We start from the raw sequence: 18,502 nt of genomic DNA on the forward strand, positions 1-18,502 counted from the left end.
AATGCCGATAAGCATTGTGCTGTCCGGGCTGATTTTGACCGTGCAGGCCCTTTCCGGGAACGGTCTTGCTGGCGCGGCCTGGTTTTCGGTCGTTAATGCGATAAATGCCGCCCGCCTTGCACTCGCCCGTCATCAGCTGAAGGAACCCGGAGTCCAGGATGATCTGACACGGGTTTGGCTGCGGCTTCGCTGGTTTGGCAGGCTTGCTCTTCTGGCGGGATTCACCTGGTCATTCCTTGCCATCCTAACGGCTGGATACACGACGTCTCAAGCATCGCTGCATCTAATAATTCTGGCGGGCATTTCAGCTGGCGCGGTCACGTACGGCAGCTCATATGCTGCGGCAGCGATATGCTTCATCACACCGCCACTCCTCATTGCCGCCGCATGTTTGCTGACGAAGGGAGCCCCGGAAAACTACATTCTGGCTTTTGCCGTCCTGCTTTTCGAGGGCGGCCTGGTTCGATCCTCGTTCGTTGGACAAGCGCGCTTCCGTGACGCGAGCCGCCTGAGACATCAAGCCGAGCGGCTTGCCGCGGAAATGGAGCGCAATTCCAGGGAGGACCATCTTACCGCGCTCCTCAACAGGCGGGGCCTCGAACATGCAATCGATCAGTTTGAGAACACCGATGGACCCTTTGTGGCCATGCTGATTGATCTGGACGGGTTCAAATCTGTCAACGGTACCTACGGTCACAGAACGGGTGACGAGCTGCTTGCCAGGATCGCCCGCCGAATAGAGGAAGAAGCACCGGAGGGCTCAACGCTCGCCCGCATCGGTGGGGATGAATTCGTGCTGGTTTTTTCTTCGCGAAAGAATTCTCCTTCTCCCACCAATCTCGCGTCCAATCTCATAGCCAAGCTTGCTCGCCCCTATCCTGGGATCGCATCCGTCCGCATTGGAGCGTCTATAGGAATCTACTTGGCTGAAAACCCCGGACTGACGGAAATGTTGTTGCGGGCCGACATCGCCCTTTACACAGCTAAGCGCCGCGGCAGGAATGAATTTTGTCTGTTCGGTGCCGAGCTAGCCCGGGAACTGCAACGCCGCCAGTCAATCGAACGCGATCTTCATTCGGCGATAACGATGAGAAGCTTGGTCGCTTGGTTTCAGCCAATCGTAAGACTCGAAACTGAAGCGTCGTCGGTTTTGAAGCCTTGCTAAGATGGTCTCACCCGCTTCACGGTCCCATTTCTCCGCCCGAGATCATGACAGCGGCACGCGAAACTGGAATGCTTCAGCTGCTAACTCAAACGGTATTCGCCGACTGTTGCGCTCTTATCGAGGGCTTGGTCAAAGCTGACCGTCGTGATGTTCGTGTGGCGATGAATGTTTCACCGCGCGAGTTGGAAGCTGGCGATATTGACGAGATGATTCTTAATGGTCTGGCGGCAAAAGACCTCCCTGCAACGATGTTCGACATCGAGATTACCGAAGAAGCCCCAGTGGATCCGGACAGAGTGGATGAAAAGCTCGGCCAGCTTTCACATGCTGGCATTTCTATCGCGCTCGAGGACTTCGGCACCGGTTTTTCGACGTTGGCATCGCTCAAGGACAGTCGGATCAGGAAAGTGAAAATAGATCAGGGCTTCATTCGCGGCTTAGCCAAGTCCCGGGAGAATCGGCTGCTTGTCAAAGCGGTGATTGACCTTGGTAGGACGCTCGGGATCGAGGTCATGGCCGAGGGCGTTGAAACAGAGGCAGATCGGCAAACTCTGTACAAGCTTGGCTGCAGAACCGCGCAGGGCTTCCTGTTCTCTAAGGCAGTGCCTCTCCATTTGGCACTTGATTCGGTAGTAAAAGAGCACGCGAAGGAGTTGTGACCGGCCTCTCCGTCCGTGCTGCTCGCGGAACTTTCATGTGGGGTGGACCTGACGCGCGAAAGCCGTTTCGGACGGTAGAGTTATTACGGGGGCGAAACTGAGCACGTGGTTTGGATAGCAGCAATCCGGTCCACCGGCGCACATGCAGCGGCTTCATACAAGCGTTCAAGTTGCGAGATGAGCTTGAGTGAACGACGTCGGAGAATTGCGTCCCTTGGACGCTGGTTTCGCGGTTCCCGTAGGATTCGATTACGGGAAGCGTTCTTGGCTGCTTCTCGGCTCAGCGCTCATCTGGATGAACAACGTACCCGCGGTCAAGGTTTTCGCGACCTCAACCCAGTCACCATCCCGCAACAGCAGCGGTCGGGTCCTGATCAAGCGCTCAGCCTCAGCACAGGTGCTGGAGCAACGGTAGAGCGCGGAAAACGTGTATCGGAATGCGCTGGCTCACCATAGGAAGCTGCCACGGCATGTCGAATGTCCCCAGGGGGCGGGACCGTTCCCTTGCATTTGTCTCGATGACGGGCTCTCAAAGCTAAAGCCAAGAGAGCTTTATAAAAATCGCACCCGATCGGCTGCGCAACGACGACCAGCTGAGGCCCGATCGGGTGCTAAGGTCGTGCCAAAAAAGGCGCGTCACTGTCGCATTTCTAGCCGGCTTGCGATCGGACGTCATCTCTTGGCGATCGTTGCCCCTTCTCTCAAATGCGCTTAGCGGCGCCGACGGCGAATAGCGCAAGCTTTTCCACCCGTTTCTACTCCACTACCGAGACTCGTCACCAACCTCCTTTTATTCGCTTCCATATGGCCCATCCTGTCTCCAATCGAGGAGGAGCGCGAACATGGGCCAAGCCGTAGAACGTCTCAGTCTCGGGAATTCTTCTGCTCGCCAAACTGCCGTTGTCACCGGCACCATATTTGGCAGGGTGACAGTGAACGACAAGATATCAGGCGTTCTTGTCTGGGCTGAACTATGCTTGCAAGCCATAACCCAAAAATCGCCGATCCCTTTGAATTCGAGCCGGATGAATGGGTGTTTCAAAATTTTTGGCGGTTTTAGGCAGAACCCTCCGATGGCCCGCGTACCGGTCAAGCTTCGTGAGCACTTTAGGTTCGTCGATCAGGCATAGGTTTGTATCCCATGCCACATGCTGGCCGTTTGCCTAGTTCGGAAGCCCTCGAGAGGCGTTGCTCGTCTTGGTATGGCGTCGCCCCTTTTTCCGATCCATCGGCCACGGAGCTAGAATGCTGTCTAGCTGTTGCCGCCTACTTGGTCATCCGGCATGGAGATGCCTATATACCGACCTTCGAAAGGCTGGAATACGAGGTCGAACAAATGCGGCGGAAGCTCGGAAATCGCGAGCGAGCGCAGCGCGTGCTGGCCACGCTCAACCTAAATGGCTCGGACAGCTGGAGCCGTGAGGTTGGTTCTCAAGGCCTGGATGGCGCCGCAATCACATTCGCCCGGGCGGGGTAAAAGCGATTTTTTGAAGCCACTCGCGCTTTTGCGCTAACGAAGGTCCCGCGCCGTATTTGGGCCGGATCCATTTGTGGCCCATCAGAGAAGCAATTACCTTCTCCGGCGCCTCAACTGCCGTCAGCCGGTCCTCGAAAGTGTGTCGCAGGCTATAAAGACTATGCTCGGAAGTCGGCAGAAGTTCCTTGCTGGCGAGCACCTTGTTGACGAGCGCTGAAAGTGACGCGGCCTTGTCGCGATAACGAGGAAAGCCGTCCGGATGGAGCTTGATGGCTGCAAGTGCGCCGCCAACCAAGGGAATGTCACGGGCTGAATGACCGGTCTTCAAGCGACGGCCATTGGGGCGCACCCGCACATGCGGGATTTCTTGATCGAGGTGGATTGTTTCGGTGGTGAGGTTTGCCGCTTCAGAAAGCCTGAGTCCGGTATCGGCAATCACATAGATTAGATGGCGGGCTTCGTCATTGAGTCCGTCGAGCGCGCCTTCAGCGAGTATCTTCTCCTGAATGAACTCCGCTGTGAACGCAGCGCGTTGCCCGGGGACGGCGCCGGAAAGACGCAGGTTTCGAAAAACCGGCTCCAGCTTGAGCTGGTGAGTCAGATCGACGACGCGCAGCATTTTCGAAACATGGCCGATGTCCTTGTTGGCCGTACCGATATCAAGTCCATCCTCAACGATCCGCTTTTGCCACCACTCGCGGAACGCGATTGCGTCGTCCCGAGTGAGGCTTGCGATCTCCTTGTCGCCAATGACTCCAACCAGATTGGCAACTGCGCGCTTTTTGGGGTTACGCCATTTCTTGATTTGGTTAGGCGACATGGTCAGCAAGTTCTGTTGCTCGATCGTCTCGAATTCCTTGATAAGACCGCTCAGGCGGACCGCTGGCCGCTTCTCCCCACCCATGACGGCCGAGACGTCCTGCGCGTCCTCGATCGATTTTTTGTCGAGGAGCAGCTTGATACGGGCCATGAGTTCGTCGAGCGGCCCCGCTGCTAGTTCCTCGTTAGAGCGATAGGCCAATCCAAATGACCGCGCGCGCTTCCTCGCGGCTTCGAAACGCAGCCCCGCCTCGGCGGATTGGCCTTCCCGCAGTCTACGCCAATACGCCTCCAGCCCCGCGCCGAGGCTTTGCACTGCATCTCGCGCCCGTACACCGCGGGGATCGTCAGCCACGGCGACGCCCGTGGAAATGCGTACTAGGCAGCGGCGATCAAACGCCGCGAATTCCTTCGGCACCCTGCGGACGAGATACCAGATGCCTTCACGTTTATGCGGCTTTGGCGCTGCGGAACGTCGCATTATCTTTCTCTAATGTTACACAGTTTGTTACACAGTCTAAGATAAGTTTCGCTTCGCGCTGGTCAAGCGCAACAAGGAAGCTTTTGAAAGGAAACGATTATTATGGAAGCTAAATGGCGGAGAGGGAGGGATTCGAACCCCCGATACCCTTGCGAGTATGCCGCATTTCGAGTGCGGTGCATTCGACCACTCTGCCACCTCTCCGCGAGGTCATGGTCGGCCGTTGCCGGCGCGGCGCACTAGATAACGGCTGACTGCTGGAGTTACAAGGCCCTATTCGAGCGAATTCCAGCTTCCACGAAAAGCAGCGGCGACGGCGCGCCTGCCTCCTTTGCCGGCGGCATGGCTCGGCGTGTCGTCCGGGGCAAGCCTGTTTGCCTGGGTCTGTTTGCCTTGACTCCAACGCAACCTTCGGTTAGGGACAGCCCGCATTCGGCGTGGAGGCTCTTCCGCGCCGCTTGTTTTTTGAACCCGCAGACTGACAAAAAGACGGCCGAACCGCCCGAGGCGGTTCATCGAGGCCGACCGAACAGCGAAAGGCAAAAAATGTTCGCAGTCATCAAAACGGGCGGCAAGCAGTATCGCGTCGCCGCCAACGATCTCCTGAAGATCGAGAAACTCGAAGCCAAGGTCGGCGATATCGTCGAGATCGGCAATGTGCTCGCGCATGGCGAGGGCGAGAATGTCACCTTCGGCGCGCCGTTCGTCGATGGCGCTCTGGTTACGGCGGAAGTCGTCGAGCAGGGCAAGAACCGCACCGTAATCGCTTTCAAGAAGCGCCGCCGCCAGAATTCGCGCCGCAAGATCGGCCACCGCCAGCTTTTGACCACCGTCCGGATCGCCGAGATCCTGCTGGGTGGCGCCAAGCCGTCGAAGAAGGCTGCCGCGAAGCCGGAAGCCAAGGCAGAGGCGAAGGCTGAAGTCGCCGCCGAGGCGAAGGCCGAGGCGGCTGCGAAGGAGCCGAAGGCCAAGAAGGAAACCAAGGCCGAGGCCGCTGCCGGCGAAGAGGCAAAGGCCGCGCCGCTGTTCAAGGCGCCGAAAGGCGAGCCGGACGACCTGACCGTGATCAAGGGCATCGGCCCAGTCGCGGCGAAGGACCTCGCCGAGCAGGGCATCATCACCTTCGCGCAGCTCGCCAAGCTCACCGACAAGGATGTCGCCAAGATCGACGAGCACATGCCGTTCAGCGCCGACCAGATCAAGGACTGGCGCGAGCAGGCCAAGGAACTGGCGAAGAAGTAATTTCCGGCGACGATCGTCGCCGGTACGGACTTGAAACGGAACGCGAACGCGTTCATAAGACCATTCAAGCGCCTCAGGGCGCATCGGAGTTAGTCAAATGGCACACAAGAAAGCTGGCGGTTCGTCGCGGAATGGTCGCGATTCGCACTCCAAGCGTCTGGGCGTGAAGAAGTTCGGCGGCGAAGCCGTCATCGCCGGCAACATCATCATTCGTCAGCGCGGCACGCAATGGCATCCGGGCACCAATGTTGGCATGGGCACGGACCACACCCTTTTTGCGCTCGAAGCTGGCGCAGTCACCTTCAACAAGAAAGCCAACGGCCGAACCTACGTATCGGTGAACCCGATTACCAAAGCAGCGGAGTAGCCGGTTCCGCACCATAACACCGGCGCCCATCTCGGGAACCGGTGTCTGGCCAGGCCAGGAAAAGGATCAGGAGAGATGGGCTCGCCCTCTCTCCTTTTTCATTTTTTCTTGCCCTGGAGGACTAAAATGGTTGCCGAAGCGGAAGACACCGAAGACGAAAGTTATGCGATCGATTGCCCGGCGCTGGCCACCGAGCGGCTGATCATGCGCGCCCCGCGCGAGAGCGATCTCGAGCAACTCGTCACGCTTGCCGACAACCGACATGTCGCCGAAATGCTGGCCCGCATGCCGCATCCTTATGGCGAGGCCGAGGGCCGTACCTTCCTTGCCATGGCGGCGTCGCGGCGCGCCGGCATCGTCTATGCGCTGACGCTCAGGGACAGCGACACTTTCGTCGGCTGCGCCGGCCTGAACACGACCGATCGCGGCCTGGAGCTGGGCTACTGGATCGGCGAGCCTTTTTGGAAGCGCGGCTACGCCACCGAGGCCGCGCATGCGCTGGTCGACCTCGCCTTCCAGCGGACCTCGATCCAGGTGCTGCATGCCTCGACCCGGGTGATCAATCCGGCCTCGCGGCGGGTGATCCACAAATGCGGCTTCCAGTATGCCGGCCAGGGCATGCTGAATTCGATCGTCGCCGGCCAGGTGCCTGTCGAGCGTTATCGCTTGGATCGCAAGACGTGGAACAGTCTCCGCAACTGGATCCACTATTGATGGATGACGCCGGTCAAGCCAATGGTCGATGACAGCAACGATATTGAAACGATCGCGATCACGCGGATAGCGCCGGGTCACATCGAAAGCTTTCATCGCGCTCTCGATCTCGTTGCGCGTGAGCGGAAGTACCTGTCGTTCCTCGAAGCGCCGCCACTCGATCAAACCCGGCGCTTCGTGTTGGACCGTATCGCGGCGGGCGATCCTGGCTTCGTTGCCGTCGTTCGCGGCGAGGTCGTCGGCTGGTGCGATATCTCACGCCTTGAACGGCCCATCCATGCCCATCGCGGCACGCTCGGAATGGGGATCGTTACCGCCCATCGCGGGCGTGGGCTTGGACTGCGGCTTATCAATTCGGCCTTGGCACAGGCACGCAAGGTCGGCTTTGTCCGCGTCGAGCTGTGCGTGCATGCCGACAATCCTCGCGCCATCGCTCTTTACGACAAGGTCGGGTTTGTCAGGGAGGGCGTTCAGCGCGACGCCATTTGTATCGACGGGCAATACGGCGATACGATCATGATGGCGATCGTCGAACGCGAAAACGCTGCCGAATAAGGAGCCGTCAGTCCAGTTCGGCCCAGAGCGGGAGGTGGTCGGAGCCGATGGCGTCCCGGTCGGACCACAGGCGCTGCAGCGATCTGGCGAGCGAGGCGCTGGTAAAGATGTAGTCGATGCATTTGTGGCGGCTCTTGTCGTCGGGCCGCTCAGGATCCACCCAGGTGACGAGGTCGGCGACCGCCAGACGCTGGGCGACATCGACGGCGAGGTCGGCGGTCAGCGGCATGCCGAACTCATGATCCGGCCGGCCGGCCAGCTCGACATATTCGGGCGAGCCGGGCAGCATGTTGAAGTCGCCCATGACGATGAAGGCTTCCGGATAGGGCAGGTCCGGAAGGCCGATCTCGGGAATGCCCGACAGGCCGCCGCCTTCCAGCGCATAGTTCAGGAGGCGCTGGCGCAGGAAACGGATTTGACCCTGGCGCTCGACCGGGCTGCGGTGATCGAGATGGGTGGAGTAGAAGCGGATGAAGCCGAGCGGCGTCTCGATCAGCGCCTCCAGCGCGCCGCGCTGGAAGTTCATGGTCTCGAGGCTGCGGCTGCGCGGCAGAAGGAGATTGCGCGACAGATGAATGGGCGTCTTCGACAGCACCATGTTGCCGAGCTGAAAGGACGTCGAGATGGCCCGGCCGTTCTCCAGGCGCGAGCCGATATTGACCTCGAAATTGCTGCCATAGGCGGCAAAATAATCGGGCAGCGCCTCGCTGATCTCGGCCACCATGTCGCGGTCGCCGTTGCGCGGGTTGTTGCGGGTCACTTCCTGCAGTGCGATGACATCGGCGCCGCGCACCGCGTCGGCGATGCGCCCGACATCGTATCTACCGTCGAGGCCGATGCCGTATTGGATGTTGTAGGTGACGATCTCCATTCCCGTGCCCCTCCAGCACTCCCCGCGACAGTGCTACCGCGTCCCCGGCTAAAGGGCATCAGGCGCTTTAGTCGCAAAACGGGCCTCGCCCTTAGCTCCGCCTTGGTTTAAGGCATGCCTTAGAGCAATCGCTCATGGACATCAGCAGAAACTTGAAAATCCGATGAAATTCCTCGACCAGGCCAAGGTTTACATACGTTCCGGCGACGGCGGCGCTGGATCGGTGTCGTTCCGGCGCGAGAAATTCATCGAGTTCGGCGGCCCGGATGGCGGCGACGGCGGGCGAGGCGGCGATGTCTGGGCGGAAGCGGTCGACGGGCTGAACACGCTCATCGACTACCGCTACCAGCAGCACTTCAAGGCCAAGACCGGCATGCATGGCATGGGCCGCAACATGACCGGCGCCAAGGGCGCCGACATCACGCTGAAAGTGCCGGCCGGCACGCAGATCTTCGCCGAGGACAATGAGACGCTGATCTGCGACCTGATCGTGGTCGGCCAGCGCTTCCTGCTTGCCAAGGGCGGCAATGGCGGCTTCGGCAACCAGCATTTCAAGACCTCGACCAACCAGGCGCCGCGCCGCGCCAATCCCGGCCTGCCCGGCGAGGAACTCAGCATCTGGCTCCGGCTCAAGCTGATCGCCGATGCCGGCCTGGTCGGGCTGCCCAATGCCGGCAAATCGACTTTCCTGGCCGCCGTCACCGCGGCCAAGCCGAAGATTGCCGACTATCCGTTCACCACGCTCTATCCCGGCCTCGGCGTCGCCCGCATCGACGGCCGCGAATTCGTGCTGGCCGACATCCCAGGCCTGATCGAGGGCGCGCATGAGGGCGTCGGCATCGGCGACCGCTTCCTCGGCCATGTCGAGCGCACGCGCGTGCTGCTCCACCTCGTCTCGGCGCAGGAGGAAAATCCCGGCAAGGCCTACAAGACGGTGCGCGCCGAGCTTGAGGCCTATGGCCATGGGTTGACCGACAAGGTCGAGATCGTTGCGCTTTCCCAGGTCGATATTCTCGACGCGGAAGCCCGCAAGAAGAAGGCGGCCTCGCTGAAGCGCGCCGCCGGTCGCGCGCCGCTGCTTCTGTCGGCCGTCACCGGCGAAGGCGTCGAGGCGGTGCTGCGCGCGCTGATGGCGGTCGTCGCCGAATCGCGGGACGCCGTTCCGGCTCCCGTCGAGACGCGTTGGCAAAACCCATGAAATCGCTGAAATCGTACCGGCGTATCACCGTCAAGATCGGCTCGGCGCTGCTCGTCGACCGCGCGACCGGGTTGAAGCGCGACTGGCTTACCTCGCTTGCCGACGACATCGCAGTGCTCGCCAATGCCGGCGCGGAAGTGCTCGTCGTCTCCTCTGGCGCGATCGCGCTTGGGCGCACCATTCTCAGCCTCGGCAAGCGCGCGCTGAAGCTTGAGGAGAGCCAGGCGGCGGCCGCCGTCGGCCAGATCGCGCTTGCCGGCGCCTGGTCGGACGCGCTCGGCAAGGACGGGCTGAAATCGGGCCAGATTCTCTTGACCCTGGGCGACACCGAGGAGCGCCGCCGCTACCTCAACGCGCGCGCGACGATCTCGACGCTGCTCAAGATGAAGGCGGTGCCGGTCATCAACGAGAACGATACGGTAGCCACCTCGGAAATCCGCTACGGCGACAATGACCGGCTGGCGGCGCGGGTGGCGACGATGATGGGTGCCGACCTTTTGGTGCTGCTCTCCGACATTGACGGGCTCTACACGGCGCCGCCGGCCAAGGACCCGGGAGCAAAATTCATCCCGGTGGTCGACCGCATCACGCCGGACATCGAGGCGATGGCGGGCGCCGCCGCGTCCGAGCTGTCGCGCGGCGGCATGCGGACAAAACTCGACGCCGGCAAGATCGCCAATGCCGCCGGCACGGCGATGATCATCACCTCGGGCACCAGGCTGTCGCCGCTGATGGCGATCGAGCGCGGCGAGCGCGCGACCTTCTTCAAGCCGAGCGCCAATCCGGTGAAGGGTTACAAGACCTGGATCGCCGGGCAGCTCGAGCCGGCCGGCCGGCTCACCGTCGACGCCGGGGCCATCGGCGCGCTGAAATCGGGCAAGTCGCTGCTGCCGGCGGGCGTGAAGCTGGTCAGCGGCAATTTCTCGCGCGGCGACACGGTGGCGATCCTGTCGCCCGAGGGCCGCGAGATCGCGCGCGGCCTTGTTGCCTATGATGCCGCCGATGCCGTAAGGATCGCGGGATTGAAGACGGCCGAGATCGAAAATGTGCTCGGCTATGAGGCGCGTTCGGCGATGATCCATCGCGACGACCTTGTGGTAAGCGTCGCCGGCGACCACGTATTGGCCGACGACTAAGAATTGAACGACGACGGGCGGAGGATGACCATGCTGAAGCTGCATGAAAAATCCGGCGAAGACACGATTGTGCTGATGGTCGATATCGGCCGCCGCGCCCGTGCAGCCGCCCGACCGTTGGCTATCGCTTCCACCAAGGCCAAGAATGCCGCGCTTGTCGCCATGGCCGACGCCATCCTGCGCAACGAGCAGGCGATCCTCGAGGCCAACGCCATCGACATGTCGAATGGCGAGGAGGCCGGTTTGTCGGGCTCCTTCATGGACCGGCTGAAGCTTGACACCTCGCGCATCAAGGCAATGGCCGACGGCATTCGCGAGATCGCCGCGCTCAAGGATCCGGTGGGCGACGTCATCGCCGCATGGGACCGGCCGAACGGGCTGCATATCGAACGCGTGCGCACGCCGCTCGGCGTCATCGGCGTCATCTATGAGAGCCGGCCGAATGTGACGGCGGATGCCGGCGCGCTCTGCCTCAAGGCGGGCAATCCGGTGATCCTGCGCGGCGGCTCGGATTCGCTCAATTCGTCGGCCGCCATCCATGCTTGCATGGTCGAAGGGCTGAAGGCCGCCGGCCTGCCGCAGGATGCCATCCAGCTGGTGCCAACCACGGACCGCGCCGCCGTCGGCGAGATGCTCAAGGGCTTGAGTGGCAATCTCGACGTCATCATCCCGCGCGGCGGCAAGAGCCTGGTCGGGCGCGTGCAGACCGAAGCGCGGGTGCCGGTCTTCGCGCATCTCGAAGGCATCTGCCATCTCTATATCGACCGTTCGGCCGATCTCGACATGGCGGTGAAGATCGCGGTCAACGCCAAGATGCGGCGCACCGGCGTCTGCGGCGCCGCCGAGACGCTGCTGGTCGACCGCGCGGTGGCCGCCACGCATCTCGTGCCCATCCTCGAAGCGCTGCGCGTCGCCGGCTGCGAGATCCATGCCGACCAAGAGGTGCTGCGGGCTTTTTCCGAAGCCAGTCCGGCGACCGATGCCGACTGGGTGACGGAATATCTCGACGCCATCATCGCGGTGAAGCTGGTCGACGGCGTCGCCGGCGCAATCGAGCATATCGAGACCTTTTCCTCGCACCACACCGAGGCGATCATCGCCGAGGACGCGCAGGCTGTGGAACGCTTCTTCAACGAGATCGACTCGGCGATCCTGCTGCACAATGCCTCGACACAGTTCGCCGATGGCGGCGAGTTCGGCATGGGCGCCGAGATCGGCATCGCCACCGGCAAGATGCATGCGCGCGGGCCGGTCGGCGTCGAGCAGCTCACCTCGTTCAAATACCGCGTGCGCGGATCGGGACAGGTGAGGCCTTGACCTTTTTCGCCCGGCAGGCCTGAGGGAGGCCAAGGCGAATGCTTTCGCAAGCCGAGCAGACTGTTCCGGCCCGTTACTTTCGCATGCCGCACGCCGCCAGGGGCCTGACGGTCGGGCTGTTCGGCGGATCGTTCAATCCGCCGCATGCCGGCCATGCGCTGGTCGCCGAGATCGCGCTGAGAAGGCTGGCGCTCGACCAGCTGTGGTGGATGGTGACGCCTGGCAATCCGCTGAAAAGCGCGCGGGAACTGGCGCCGCTCGCCGAGCGCATCGAGCTTTCCGAAAAGATCGCCAGGAATCCCAGGATCAAGGTCACCGCCTTCGAGGCAGCGCAGCATGTGCGCTATACCGCCGACACGCTGGCCCTGGTCAAGGCGCGCAATCCGGGTGTCGATTTCGTCTGGATCATGGGCGCGGACTCCTTGCGCGACTTCCACCGCTGGCAGCGCTGGCGCGAGATCGTGCTGACCTTCCCGATCGCGGTCATCGATCGCCCGGGCGCGACGCTCTCCTTCCTGTCGTCGGTCGTCGCCAAGACCTTCGACTACGCCCGCATCGACGAGGGCGACGCGCCCCTGCTTGCCCGCATGCAGGCGCCGGCCTGGACCTTCATCCACGGACCGCGCTCGTCGCTGTCGTCCACGGCGATCCGCAAGGCCGCGAAGGGCTGAGCGCTGATTTTCCCTTCTCCCCCTGTGGGAGAAGGTGGATCGGCGCGCAGCGCCGAGACGGATGAGGGGTGCTCCGGCTTGGCGACACCGATTGTCCAGCGAAGAGATCGCCAACCTCTCACTCCGCTGGAACACCCCTCATCCGTCTTGCCGCTTCGCGGCAATCCACCTTCCCCCACAAGGGGGGAAGGGAAGTCCGGCCATGTCGCTTTTGCGGCGGCTTTCCGCCCTCCAGTAGGCGATGCTGCGCAGGCATGCTGAAGCAGAACCCCACCAAGACCGAGGCCGTCCGCGCCGAACAACCGGCGCCGCTGATCGCCATTGCCAGCGTCATCGTGTCGATGGCGCTGATCGCGATCGGCAATGGGCTGATGTTTGCCTATATCCCGGTGCGGCTCGGCGCCGATGGCTTCGACCCGACCTGGGCCGGGCTGATCGTCACCGGGCTTTCGGCCGGCGGGCTCGCCGGCTGCATCCTGACCGGGCCGCTGGTTCGGCGCGTCGGCCACGCCCGCGCCTTCATGGTGCTTTCGGCGCTGATCGCGCTTTCCAACGCGGCGATCGGCGCCGGGCCGATCCCGCTTTTGTGGATCGCCGCGCGGGCGCTTTACGGCTTCTCCATCTGCGGACTGTTCATCGTCGCACAGAGTTGGCTGAACGATGCCTTGCCGAATTCGATCCGCGGCCGGGTGATGGCGGTGTTCTATGTCGCCTATATTGCCGGGCTGGGCGTGGGTTACGCGACGCTCGCCCTGGTCGACATCCACTCGGCGGCCGCGTCGCTGATCGGCATCACCTTCACCGCTCTTTCCATCCTGCCGGTCGGCATGACCAGGCTTGCGCAGCCGCCGGCGCCGCAGGCGGCGTCGGTGGCGCTGCGGCGCGCCTGGCGCATCTCGCCGGTAGGCGTCGCCGGCATGCTGGCGGTCGGCGGCCTGTCGATGATCGTTTCCGGCTTCGCGCCGATCCACGCCACAGCCAAGGGCTACAGCCAGGCCGATGTGGCGCTGCTGTTGTCGGCGATGCCGGTCGGCACGCTGATCCTGCAGATTCCGCTCGGCTGGATTTCCGACCGCACCGACCGGCGCTACGTGCTGGCCGGCGCTGCGGCGCTGGCGACCGTCGCCAGTGTGCTTGCCATCGTCTTCGACGGCGGCGCGCTGATGGCGCTGGTGGTGATCTATCTGATCTGGGACGGGGCGTCGGAATCGATCTACGCGCTCTCCAGCGCGCATGCCGCCGACCGCGCCGCCAAGGACGAGCTTCTGGCGCTGTCGAGCTCGATGCTGTTTGCCTGGTCGCTGGCCGGCTTCATCGTGCCCGGCATCGTGACGGCGCTTTCCGCCGTCTTCGGCACCGCGACCTTCATCTATGTCGGCATCGTGATTGCGTCGGCCTTCTGTCTGTTCGTGCTGTGGCGCGTGACGGCGGGCCGGCCGACACCCGCGGCCACAAGCGGCAGTTTCGCGCCGATGTCGGCGCAGACGCCGCTGCCGGTGGAGCTCGCCTTCGCGCCGGACGAGAAGCCCCGACAGGATTGAGCCGGCTACTGCTTGCGCGCTTCCGGCGCCGGCAGCTCCGGCGGCGGCAGCGGGATCGAGATGCCTTCGCTGTCGAAGGCCTGCTTGGCGCGCTTGGTCATGTCGATCTGGGTTGAGAAATAGTCGGCGGCCGATGTCCAGTAACGCAAGGTGAGCGCAACCGTCGCGTCGCCGACACTCGCGATGAAGGCGATCGGAGGCGGTTCGCGCCGGATGCGCCTTTCGGCGCCGGCGATGGCAAGAAGCGTCTTCTGCCCGCGGTCGATATCGTTCCACGAACCGATGCTCAGGGTCACGTCGGTGCGGCGCACGCCGTTGCGGGTGAAGTTGCGCACCGGCTGGTTCCACAAAGTCGAGTTGGGCGCCAATATGTAGACGCCTTCGGCGGTGCGCAGCTTGGTGGCGAAGAGGCCGATCTCCTCGACGGTGCCCGCAATCGCGCCGACCTCGACATTCTCGCCGATGCGGAAGGGCCTCAGCGCCAGAAGCATGATGCCGGCGGCAATGTTCTGCAGCGTGCCCTGCAATGCCAGCCCGATAGCGAGGCCGGCGGCGCCGATCGCGGCGATGATGGAGGCCGTCTGCACGCCGAACTGGCCAAGCACCATGATGACGACGAGGATCAGGATGGCGTAGCGCACGACCTGCGAGAAGAAGTGCCGCAAGGTCTCGTCGAAGCCGTGGATGTGGCCGAGGCCGGCATAGATCGAGCGTTCGGCAAGCCCGGCGACCAGATAGCCGACCACCAAAAGGATCACGGCGCCGATGGCAGAGAAGGAATAGGAAACGATCAAGGTGCTGAGCTGCGCGAGCCCGGCCTGGATGGTGATGAGAGCGCTTTGCGGGTCGGTGGGCATGGCGGGGATCCCGTTGGTCGGTGCGCCGATAACCCGCGCATTCCGGATCAGTTCCCGCTTTTCAGGTACTGCTAAAGCAGCGATCCGGATCAAGGCGCGGGCGGGCAAAAGCGGCCGTCGTCTTGAAACTGCAATGGAACTCTGCCTATCTAAGTGGTGTCACCTGATTTGCATGGTGATTTGGTTGTTCTTGTTGGGAAAGGAAACACACTGAGAACAGCACTGCGGAAGAAGGCTGATATCATGCCTTCGCCGGCCGGGATCAGCGGCAACGCCGCCGCGAGCCTCGCCATCGACACAGTCCTTGCCAGTCTGGAAGACTCCAAGGCCGAAAACATCGTCTCAATCGACATCCAGGGAAAATCGAGCCTCGGCGACTATATGGTCATCGCCTCGGGCCGATCGCACCGTCATGTCTCGGCTGTCGCCGATCATCTCCTCAAGGCGCTGAAAGATGCCGGTCTCGGCAATGCGCGCGTCGAGGGGCTGGCCAGCGCCGACTGGGTCCTGATCGATTCGGGCGACATCATCGTCCATGTCTTCCGCCCCGAAGTCCGCGAATTCTACAATCTGGAAAAGATGTGGCAGGCGCCGGACCTCGAGGAAGAGACCTTGCACTGAGCCTTGATCCGCGTGCCGTGAACCATCACGGTATGCGCTAGACAAGCTCGCCGGGGCGAGGATGAAGATAACCGTTCATGCCGTGGGCCGAATGAAGACCGGCCCCGAGAGAGAACTCGCCGACCGCTATTTCGAGCGCTTTTCGAAGAGCGGGCCCCCGGTCGGGCTGGAATTTGCCGGCATTGTCGAGGTCCCCGAAAGCCGCGGACAGAGCGCCGACGAGCGCCGCCGCGAGGAAGCCCAGAAGCTGCAGGCCCAGTTGCAGGCCGGAACCGTTCTGATCCTGCTCGATGAGCGCGGCAAGTCGCTTTCGTCGGAGGACCTTGCCGCCCGCATTGGCCAATTGCGCGACGGCGGCCGCAAGGCGCTGGTCATCGCCATCGGCGGCGCCGACGGCCATGACAAATCCTTGCGCGAACAGGCAGACCTCGTGCTGTCGTTCGGCGCGCTGACCTGGCCGCATCAGCTGGTGCGCGTGATGCTGGGCGAGCAGCTCTACCGGGTCGCGACCATCCTGGCGGGCCACCCGTATCATCGGTCGTGAGGAGCGCTTGCCATCTCCAAAAGCTGGGGATTGCTTATCCCGGCTCGGATTTTCGCCTCAAAGGCTGAACATCACTGCTGGAGTAGGGCGCTTCCAACATGGTTGATGGTTCGTTAACGAAGCGGCGGATAGGTTAGAGGCCGGATGTCTGAAGGCTGGTACCCGATCACGCGCACCTGGCGCAGCCGCTGCGGCTTGACCCTTGTCGCCGCCGTGGTCGCGCTCGGGCCGGTCCGGGCGGCCGAGAACACGCTGGACGCGGCGCCGGATCCCGATCAGAGCCGGGCCGAATACGAGCAGGTCTCCAAGGAGATCACGCTGTCATCGGAGCGGCTGGCCAAGCTTGCCGCCGACATCGCCTCAGTGCGCAAGGATTATGCCTCGATCACCGCGGCGCTGATCCAGTCGGCGATGACCGAGCAGAAGCTCGGCCAGGACATCGAGGATATCGGCGCCAAGCTCGAAGGGCTGAAGGACGAGGAGCAGAAGCTGCGCGCCTCGCTCATGTCGCGGCGCGACGTGCTGGCCGAAGTGCTCGGCGCGCTGCAGCGCATGGGGCTCAATCCGCCGCCGGCGATCCTGGTCAAGCCCGAGGACGCGCTGTCGTCGGTGCGCAGCGCCATCCTGCTCGGCGCTGTCGTGCCGGAACTGCGCCAGCAGACCGACAGGCTGATGGCCGATCTCAAGGAGCAGACCAGGGTTACAGCCTCGATCGAGGCGGAACGGGCGCGACTCACCGCCGCCGTCACCGACCAGACGGCGGAAAAGAAGCGGCTCACCATGCTGCTCGAGGCCAAGAAGAAGCTGCAGGCCGATACCCAGACCGCGATGGCGGCCGAGCAACGGCACTCGCAGGAGCTGGCGGCGAAGGCGAGCAGTCTCAAGGACCTGATCGCTTCGCTCGAAGCCGACAAGGCGCGCAAGGCGCAGGACCAGGCCAAGGCGGGCGAACGGAAATCGACCGACAGCGACACGACGGCCTCGACGACCGAGCTTGCCGCGCTGCCGGTGCCCGAGGCCAACCGCCTCACCGGATCGGCGCCGTTTTCGGCCCTGCAAGGCCAGATCGCGCTGCCGGTCATCGGCAAGATCAAGCGGCGTTTCGGCACCGATGATGGCAATGGCGCGGCGATGCAGGGCGACATGGTTGCGACACAATCGGGGGCCATCGTCACCGCACCGGCGGATGGAAACGTGCTTTATGCGGGGCCGTTTCGCTCCTATGGTCAACTCTTGATCCTCAATGCGGGCGATGGGTATCATGTCGTCCTGGCGGGGATGAGCAGAATCAGCGTCGCGACGGGACAGTCGGTGCTCGCGGGAGAGCCGATCGGCGCGATGGGAGAGGCCCGGGTGGCAAGCACCTCGGCCTCGCGGAATGAAAATTCGACGTCGGAACTCTATGTAGAGTTCCGCAAGGATGGAAAACCCGTCGATCCAGCCCCATGGTGGGCGGATCGATTCTCTGGAAGGACGTGAAATGATGCGGAAACTGTCGCTTCTGTTTGCCGGCGCGCTGATGGGCGCATCGGCAATGAGCCTGGTCTACGGCACACCGGGCTCGGCGGCGAACGCTGCGGGTTCGGAAACCTACAAGCAGCTGGCGATCTTCGGCGACATCTTCGAGCGCGTGCGCGCAAATTATGTGACGCCGCCGGACGACAAGTCGCTGGTCGAGAACGCCATCAACGGCATGCTGGCCTCGCTTGACCCGCACTCCTCCTACATGAACGCCGAGCAGGCGCAGGACATGCGCGTGCAGACCAAGGGCGAGTTCGGCGGCCTCGGTATCGAGGTCACGATGGAGAACGATCTCGTCAAGGTGATCACGCCGATCGACGACACGCCGGCCGCCAAGGCGGGCGTGCTTGCCGGCGACTACATCGCCAAGATCGACGGCGAGGAGGTTCGCGGCCTGACCCTCAACGACGCGGTCGAGAAGATGCGCGGGCCGGTCAACACGCCGATCAAGCTCACCATCCTGCGCCAGGGCGCCGACAAGCCGATCGAGCTGACGGTGGTGCGCGACATCATCAAGGTCAAGGCGGTGAAGTACCGGGTCGAGAACGACATCGGCTACATGAAGATCACCTCCTTCACCGAGAAGACCTATGACGATCTCGAGAACGCCATCGAGAACATCAAGAAGCAGGTGCCGAACGACAAGCTGAAGGGCTATGTGCTCGACCTGCGCCTCAATCCGGGCGGCCTGCTCGACCAGGCGGTCAGCGTGTCGGACGCCTTCCTCAAGCGCGGCGAGATCGTTT

Annotated in this window: 18 protein-coding genes and 1 tRNA gene; 15 read left to right on the forward strand and 4 right to left on the reverse strand. The window is 62.7% G+C overall.

Going from position 1 to position 18,502, the window contains the following annotated elements:
• The first annotated feature begins 16 nt into the window (after nucleotides 1-16).
• Both EOA23_RS36275 and EOA23_RS36280 read left to right on the forward strand, forming a co-directional pair.
• A complete protein-coding gene (locus EOA23_RS36275) occupies nucleotides 17-1,165 on the forward strand; it encodes a GGDEF domain-containing protein (RefSeq protein ID WP_245454738.1) in 1,149 nt (382 codons plus the stop codon).
• A complete protein-coding gene (locus EOA23_RS36280) occupies nucleotides 1,159-1,824 on the forward strand; it encodes an EAL domain-containing protein (protein ID WP_245454739.1) in 666 nt (221 codons plus the stop codon). Before EOA23_RS36275 ends, EOA23_RS36280 begins: the two co-directional genes overlap by 7 nt.
• Nucleotides 1,825-3,278: 1,454 nt before the next feature.
• On the opposite strand, the gene EOA23_RS02945 is transcribed toward EOA23_RS36280, so the two are convergent.
• Nucleotides 3,279-4,601 carry an integrase gene (locus EOA23_RS02945; RefSeq protein ID WP_126057794.1) on the reverse strand — a complete coding sequence of 441 codons (1,323 nt, stop codon included), beginning with the start codon at nucleotides 4,599-4,601 and terminating at the stop codon, nucleotides 3,279-3,281.
• Between the two features lie 114 nt (nucleotides 4,602-4,715).
• A tRNA-Ser gene (locus EOA23_RS02950) sits at nucleotides 4,716-4,805 on the reverse strand.
• Between the two features lie 342 nt (nucleotides 4,806-5,147).
• Here EOA23_RS02950 and EOA23_RS02955 point away from each other — a divergent pair.
• The 4 genes from EOA23_RS02955 to EOA23_RS02970 all read left to right on the forward strand — a co-directional run bounded on the left by EOA23_RS02955 (nucleotide 5,148) and on the right by EOA23_RS02970 (nucleotide 7,479).
• Nucleotides 5,148-5,843, forward strand: coding sequence for a 50S ribosomal protein L21 (locus EOA23_RS02955; protein ID WP_127302833.1), 696 nt, complete (start codon nucleotides 5,148-5,150; stop codon nucleotides 5,841-5,843).
• 97 nt (nucleotides 5,844-5,940) lie between these two features.
• Entirely contained in the window at nucleotides 5,941-6,210 is a 270-nt protein-coding gene (gene rpmA / locus EOA23_RS02960) for a 50S ribosomal protein L27 (protein WP_095767205.1), read from the forward strand.
• A gap of 126 nt (nucleotides 6,211-6,336) precedes the next feature.
• Complete coding sequence (locus tag EOA23_RS02965) at nucleotides 6,337-6,924, forward strand: GNAT family protein (protein ID WP_127302834.1); 588 nt, start codon at nucleotides 6,337-6,339, stop codon at nucleotides 6,922-6,924.
• A gap of 21 nt (nucleotides 6,925-6,945) precedes the next feature.
• Nucleotides 6,946-7,479, forward strand: coding sequence for a GNAT family protein (locus EOA23_RS02970; RefSeq protein WP_127302841.1), 534 nt, complete (start codon nucleotides 6,946-6,948; stop codon nucleotides 7,477-7,479).
• A 7-nt stretch (nucleotides 7,480-7,486) separates the two neighbouring features.
• Here the strand turns inward: EOA23_RS02970 and EOA23_RS02975 are convergent, their stop codons facing one another.
• On the reverse strand, nucleotides 7,487-8,350 hold the full coding sequence (locus EOA23_RS02975; RefSeq protein ID WP_127302835.1) for an endonuclease/exonuclease/phosphatase family protein: 864 nt from the start codon (nucleotides 8,348-8,350) through the stop codon (nucleotides 7,487-7,489).
• Nucleotides 8,351-8,513: 163 nt separating this feature from the next.
• Between EOA23_RS02975 and obgE the strand changes: the two genes are divergently transcribed.
• From obgE to EOA23_RS03000, 5 genes are all read left to right on the forward strand, one after another.
• Nucleotides 8,514-9,548: a GTPase ObgE gene (obgE, locus tag EOA23_RS02980; RefSeq protein ID WP_127302836.1), complete on the forward strand. Its 1,035-nt coding sequence runs from the start codon at nucleotides 8,514-8,516 to the stop codon at nucleotides 9,546-9,548.
• On the forward strand, nucleotides 9,545-10,684 hold the full coding sequence (proB, locus tag EOA23_RS02985; RefSeq protein ID WP_126063936.1) for a glutamate 5-kinase: 1,140 nt from the start codon (nucleotides 9,545-9,547) through the stop codon (nucleotides 10,682-10,684). Before obgE ends, proB begins: the two co-directional genes overlap by 4 nt.
• 30 nt (nucleotides 10,685-10,714) lie before the next feature.
• Nucleotides 10,715-12,001, forward strand: a complete 1,287-nt coding sequence (locus EOA23_RS02990; RefSeq protein ID WP_127302837.1) for a glutamate-5-semialdehyde dehydrogenase — start codon at nucleotides 10,715-10,717, stop codon at nucleotides 11,999-12,001.
• Nucleotides 12,002-12,084: 83 nt separating this feature from the next.
• On the forward strand, nucleotides 12,085-12,672 hold the full coding sequence (locus EOA23_RS02995; protein ID WP_127302842.1) for a nicotinate-nucleotide adenylyltransferase: 588 nt from the start codon (nucleotides 12,085-12,087) through the stop codon (nucleotides 12,670-12,672).
• A 254-nt stretch (nucleotides 12,673-12,926) separates the two neighbouring features.
• Nucleotides 12,927-14,213 carry an MFS transporter gene (locus EOA23_RS03000; RefSeq protein WP_127302838.1) on the forward strand — a complete coding sequence of 429 codons (1,287 nt, stop codon included), beginning with the start codon at nucleotides 12,927-12,929 and terminating at the stop codon, nucleotides 14,211-14,213.
• A gap of 5 nt (nucleotides 14,214-14,218) precedes the next feature.
• Here EOA23_RS03000 and EOA23_RS03005 read toward each other — a convergent pair whose 3' ends face one another.
• Nucleotides 14,219-15,070: a mechanosensitive ion channel family protein gene (locus EOA23_RS03005; RefSeq protein WP_127302839.1), complete on the reverse strand. Its 852-nt coding sequence runs from the start codon at nucleotides 15,068-15,070 to the stop codon at nucleotides 14,219-14,221.
• 243 nt (nucleotides 15,071-15,313) lie between these two features.
• Between EOA23_RS03005 and rsfS the strand changes: the two genes are divergently transcribed.
• The 4 genes from rsfS to EOA23_RS03025 form a co-directional block, all read left to right on the forward strand.
• Entirely contained in the window at nucleotides 15,314-15,691 is a 378-nt protein-coding gene (gene rsfS, locus EOA23_RS03010; protein WP_126080694.1) for a ribosome silencing factor, read from the forward strand.
• Between the two features lie 61 nt (nucleotides 15,692-15,752).
• Complete coding sequence (gene rlmH, locus EOA23_RS03015; RefSeq protein ID WP_042645669.1) at nucleotides 15,753-16,235, forward strand: 23S rRNA (pseudouridine(1915)-N(3))-methyltransferase RlmH; 483 nt, start codon at nucleotides 15,753-15,755, stop codon at nucleotides 16,233-16,235.
• A gap of 144 nt (nucleotides 16,236-16,379) precedes the next feature.
• On the forward strand, nucleotides 16,380-17,714 hold the full coding sequence (locus EOA23_RS03020) for a murein hydrolase activator EnvC (RefSeq protein WP_127302840.1): 1,335 nt from the start codon (nucleotides 16,380-16,382) through the stop codon (nucleotides 17,712-17,714).
• 1 nt (nucleotide 17,715) lies between these two features.
• Nucleotides 17,716-18,502: S41 family peptidase (locus EOA23_RS03025; RefSeq protein WP_189341481.1), on the forward strand; the 787-nt coding region annotated here is incomplete at its 3' end.

The organism is Mesorhizobium sp. M2A.F.Ca.ET.042.01.1.1 (genome assembly GCF_003997405.1).
GTDB lineage: Bacteria > Pseudomonadota > Alphaproteobacteria > Rhizobiales > Rhizobiaceae > Mesorhizobium.

What these genes read in the sequence shown, in the direction of transcription:
- EOA23_RS02970 (WP_127302841.1), top strand. Translation starts at nt 6,946, where the DNA reads ATGGTCGATGACAGCAACGATATTGAAACGATCGCGATCACGCGGATA.
- EOA23_RS02965 (WP_127302834.1), top strand. Translation starts at nt 6,337, where the DNA reads ATGGTTGCCGAAGCGGAAGACACCGAAGACGAAAGTTATGCGATCGAT.
- EOA23_RS02995 (WP_127302842.1), top strand. Translation starts at nt 12,085, where the DNA reads ATGCCGCACGCCGCCAGGGGCCTGACGGTCGGGCTGTTCGGCGGATCG.
- EOA23_RS03005 (WP_127302839.1), bottom strand. Translation starts at nt 15,070, where the DNA reads ATGCCCACCGACCCGCAAAGCGCTCTCATCACCATCCAGGCCGGGCTC.
- rsfS (WP_126080694.1), top strand. Translation starts at nt 15,314, where the DNA reads ATGCCTTCGCCGGCCGGGATCAGCGGCAACGCCGCCGCGAGCCTCGCC.
- rlmH (WP_042645669.1), top strand. Translation starts at nt 15,753, where the DNA reads ATGAAGATAACCGTTCATGCCGTGGGCCGAATGAAGACCGGCCCCGAG.
- rpmA (WP_095767205.1), top strand. Translation starts at nt 5,941, where the DNA reads ATGGCACACAAGAAAGCTGGCGGTTCGTCGCGGAATGGTCGCGATTCG.
- EOA23_RS03000 (WP_127302838.1), top strand. Translation starts at nt 12,927, where the DNA reads ATGCTGAAGCAGAACCCCACCAAGACCGAGGCCGTCCGCGCCGAACAA.
- EOA23_RS02945 (WP_126057794.1), bottom strand. Translation starts at nt 4,601, where the DNA reads ATGCGACGTTCCGCAGCGCCAAAGCCGCATAAACGTGAAGGCATCTGG.
- proB (WP_126063936.1), top strand. Translation starts at nt 9,545, where the DNA reads ATGAAATCGCTGAAATCGTACCGGCGTATCACCGTCAAGATCGGCTCG.
- obgE (WP_127302836.1), top strand. Translation starts at nt 8,514, where the DNA reads ATGAAATTCCTCGACCAGGCCAAGGTTTACATACGTTCCGGCGACGGC.
- EOA23_RS03020 (WP_127302840.1), top strand. Translation starts at nt 16,380, where the DNA reads ATGTCTGAAGGCTGGTACCCGATCACGCGCACCTGGCGCAGCCGCTGC.
- EOA23_RS02975 (WP_127302835.1), bottom strand. Translation starts at nt 8,350, where the DNA reads ATGGAGATCGTCACCTACAACATCCAATACGGCATCGGCCTCGACGGT.
- EOA23_RS02990 (WP_127302837.1), top strand. Translation starts at nt 10,715, where the DNA reads ATGCTGAAGCTGCATGAAAAATCCGGCGAAGACACGATTGTGCTGATG.
- EOA23_RS02955 (WP_127302833.1), top strand. Translation starts at nt 5,148, where the DNA reads ATGTTCGCAGTCATCAAAACGGGCGGCAAGCAGTATCGCGTCGCCGCC.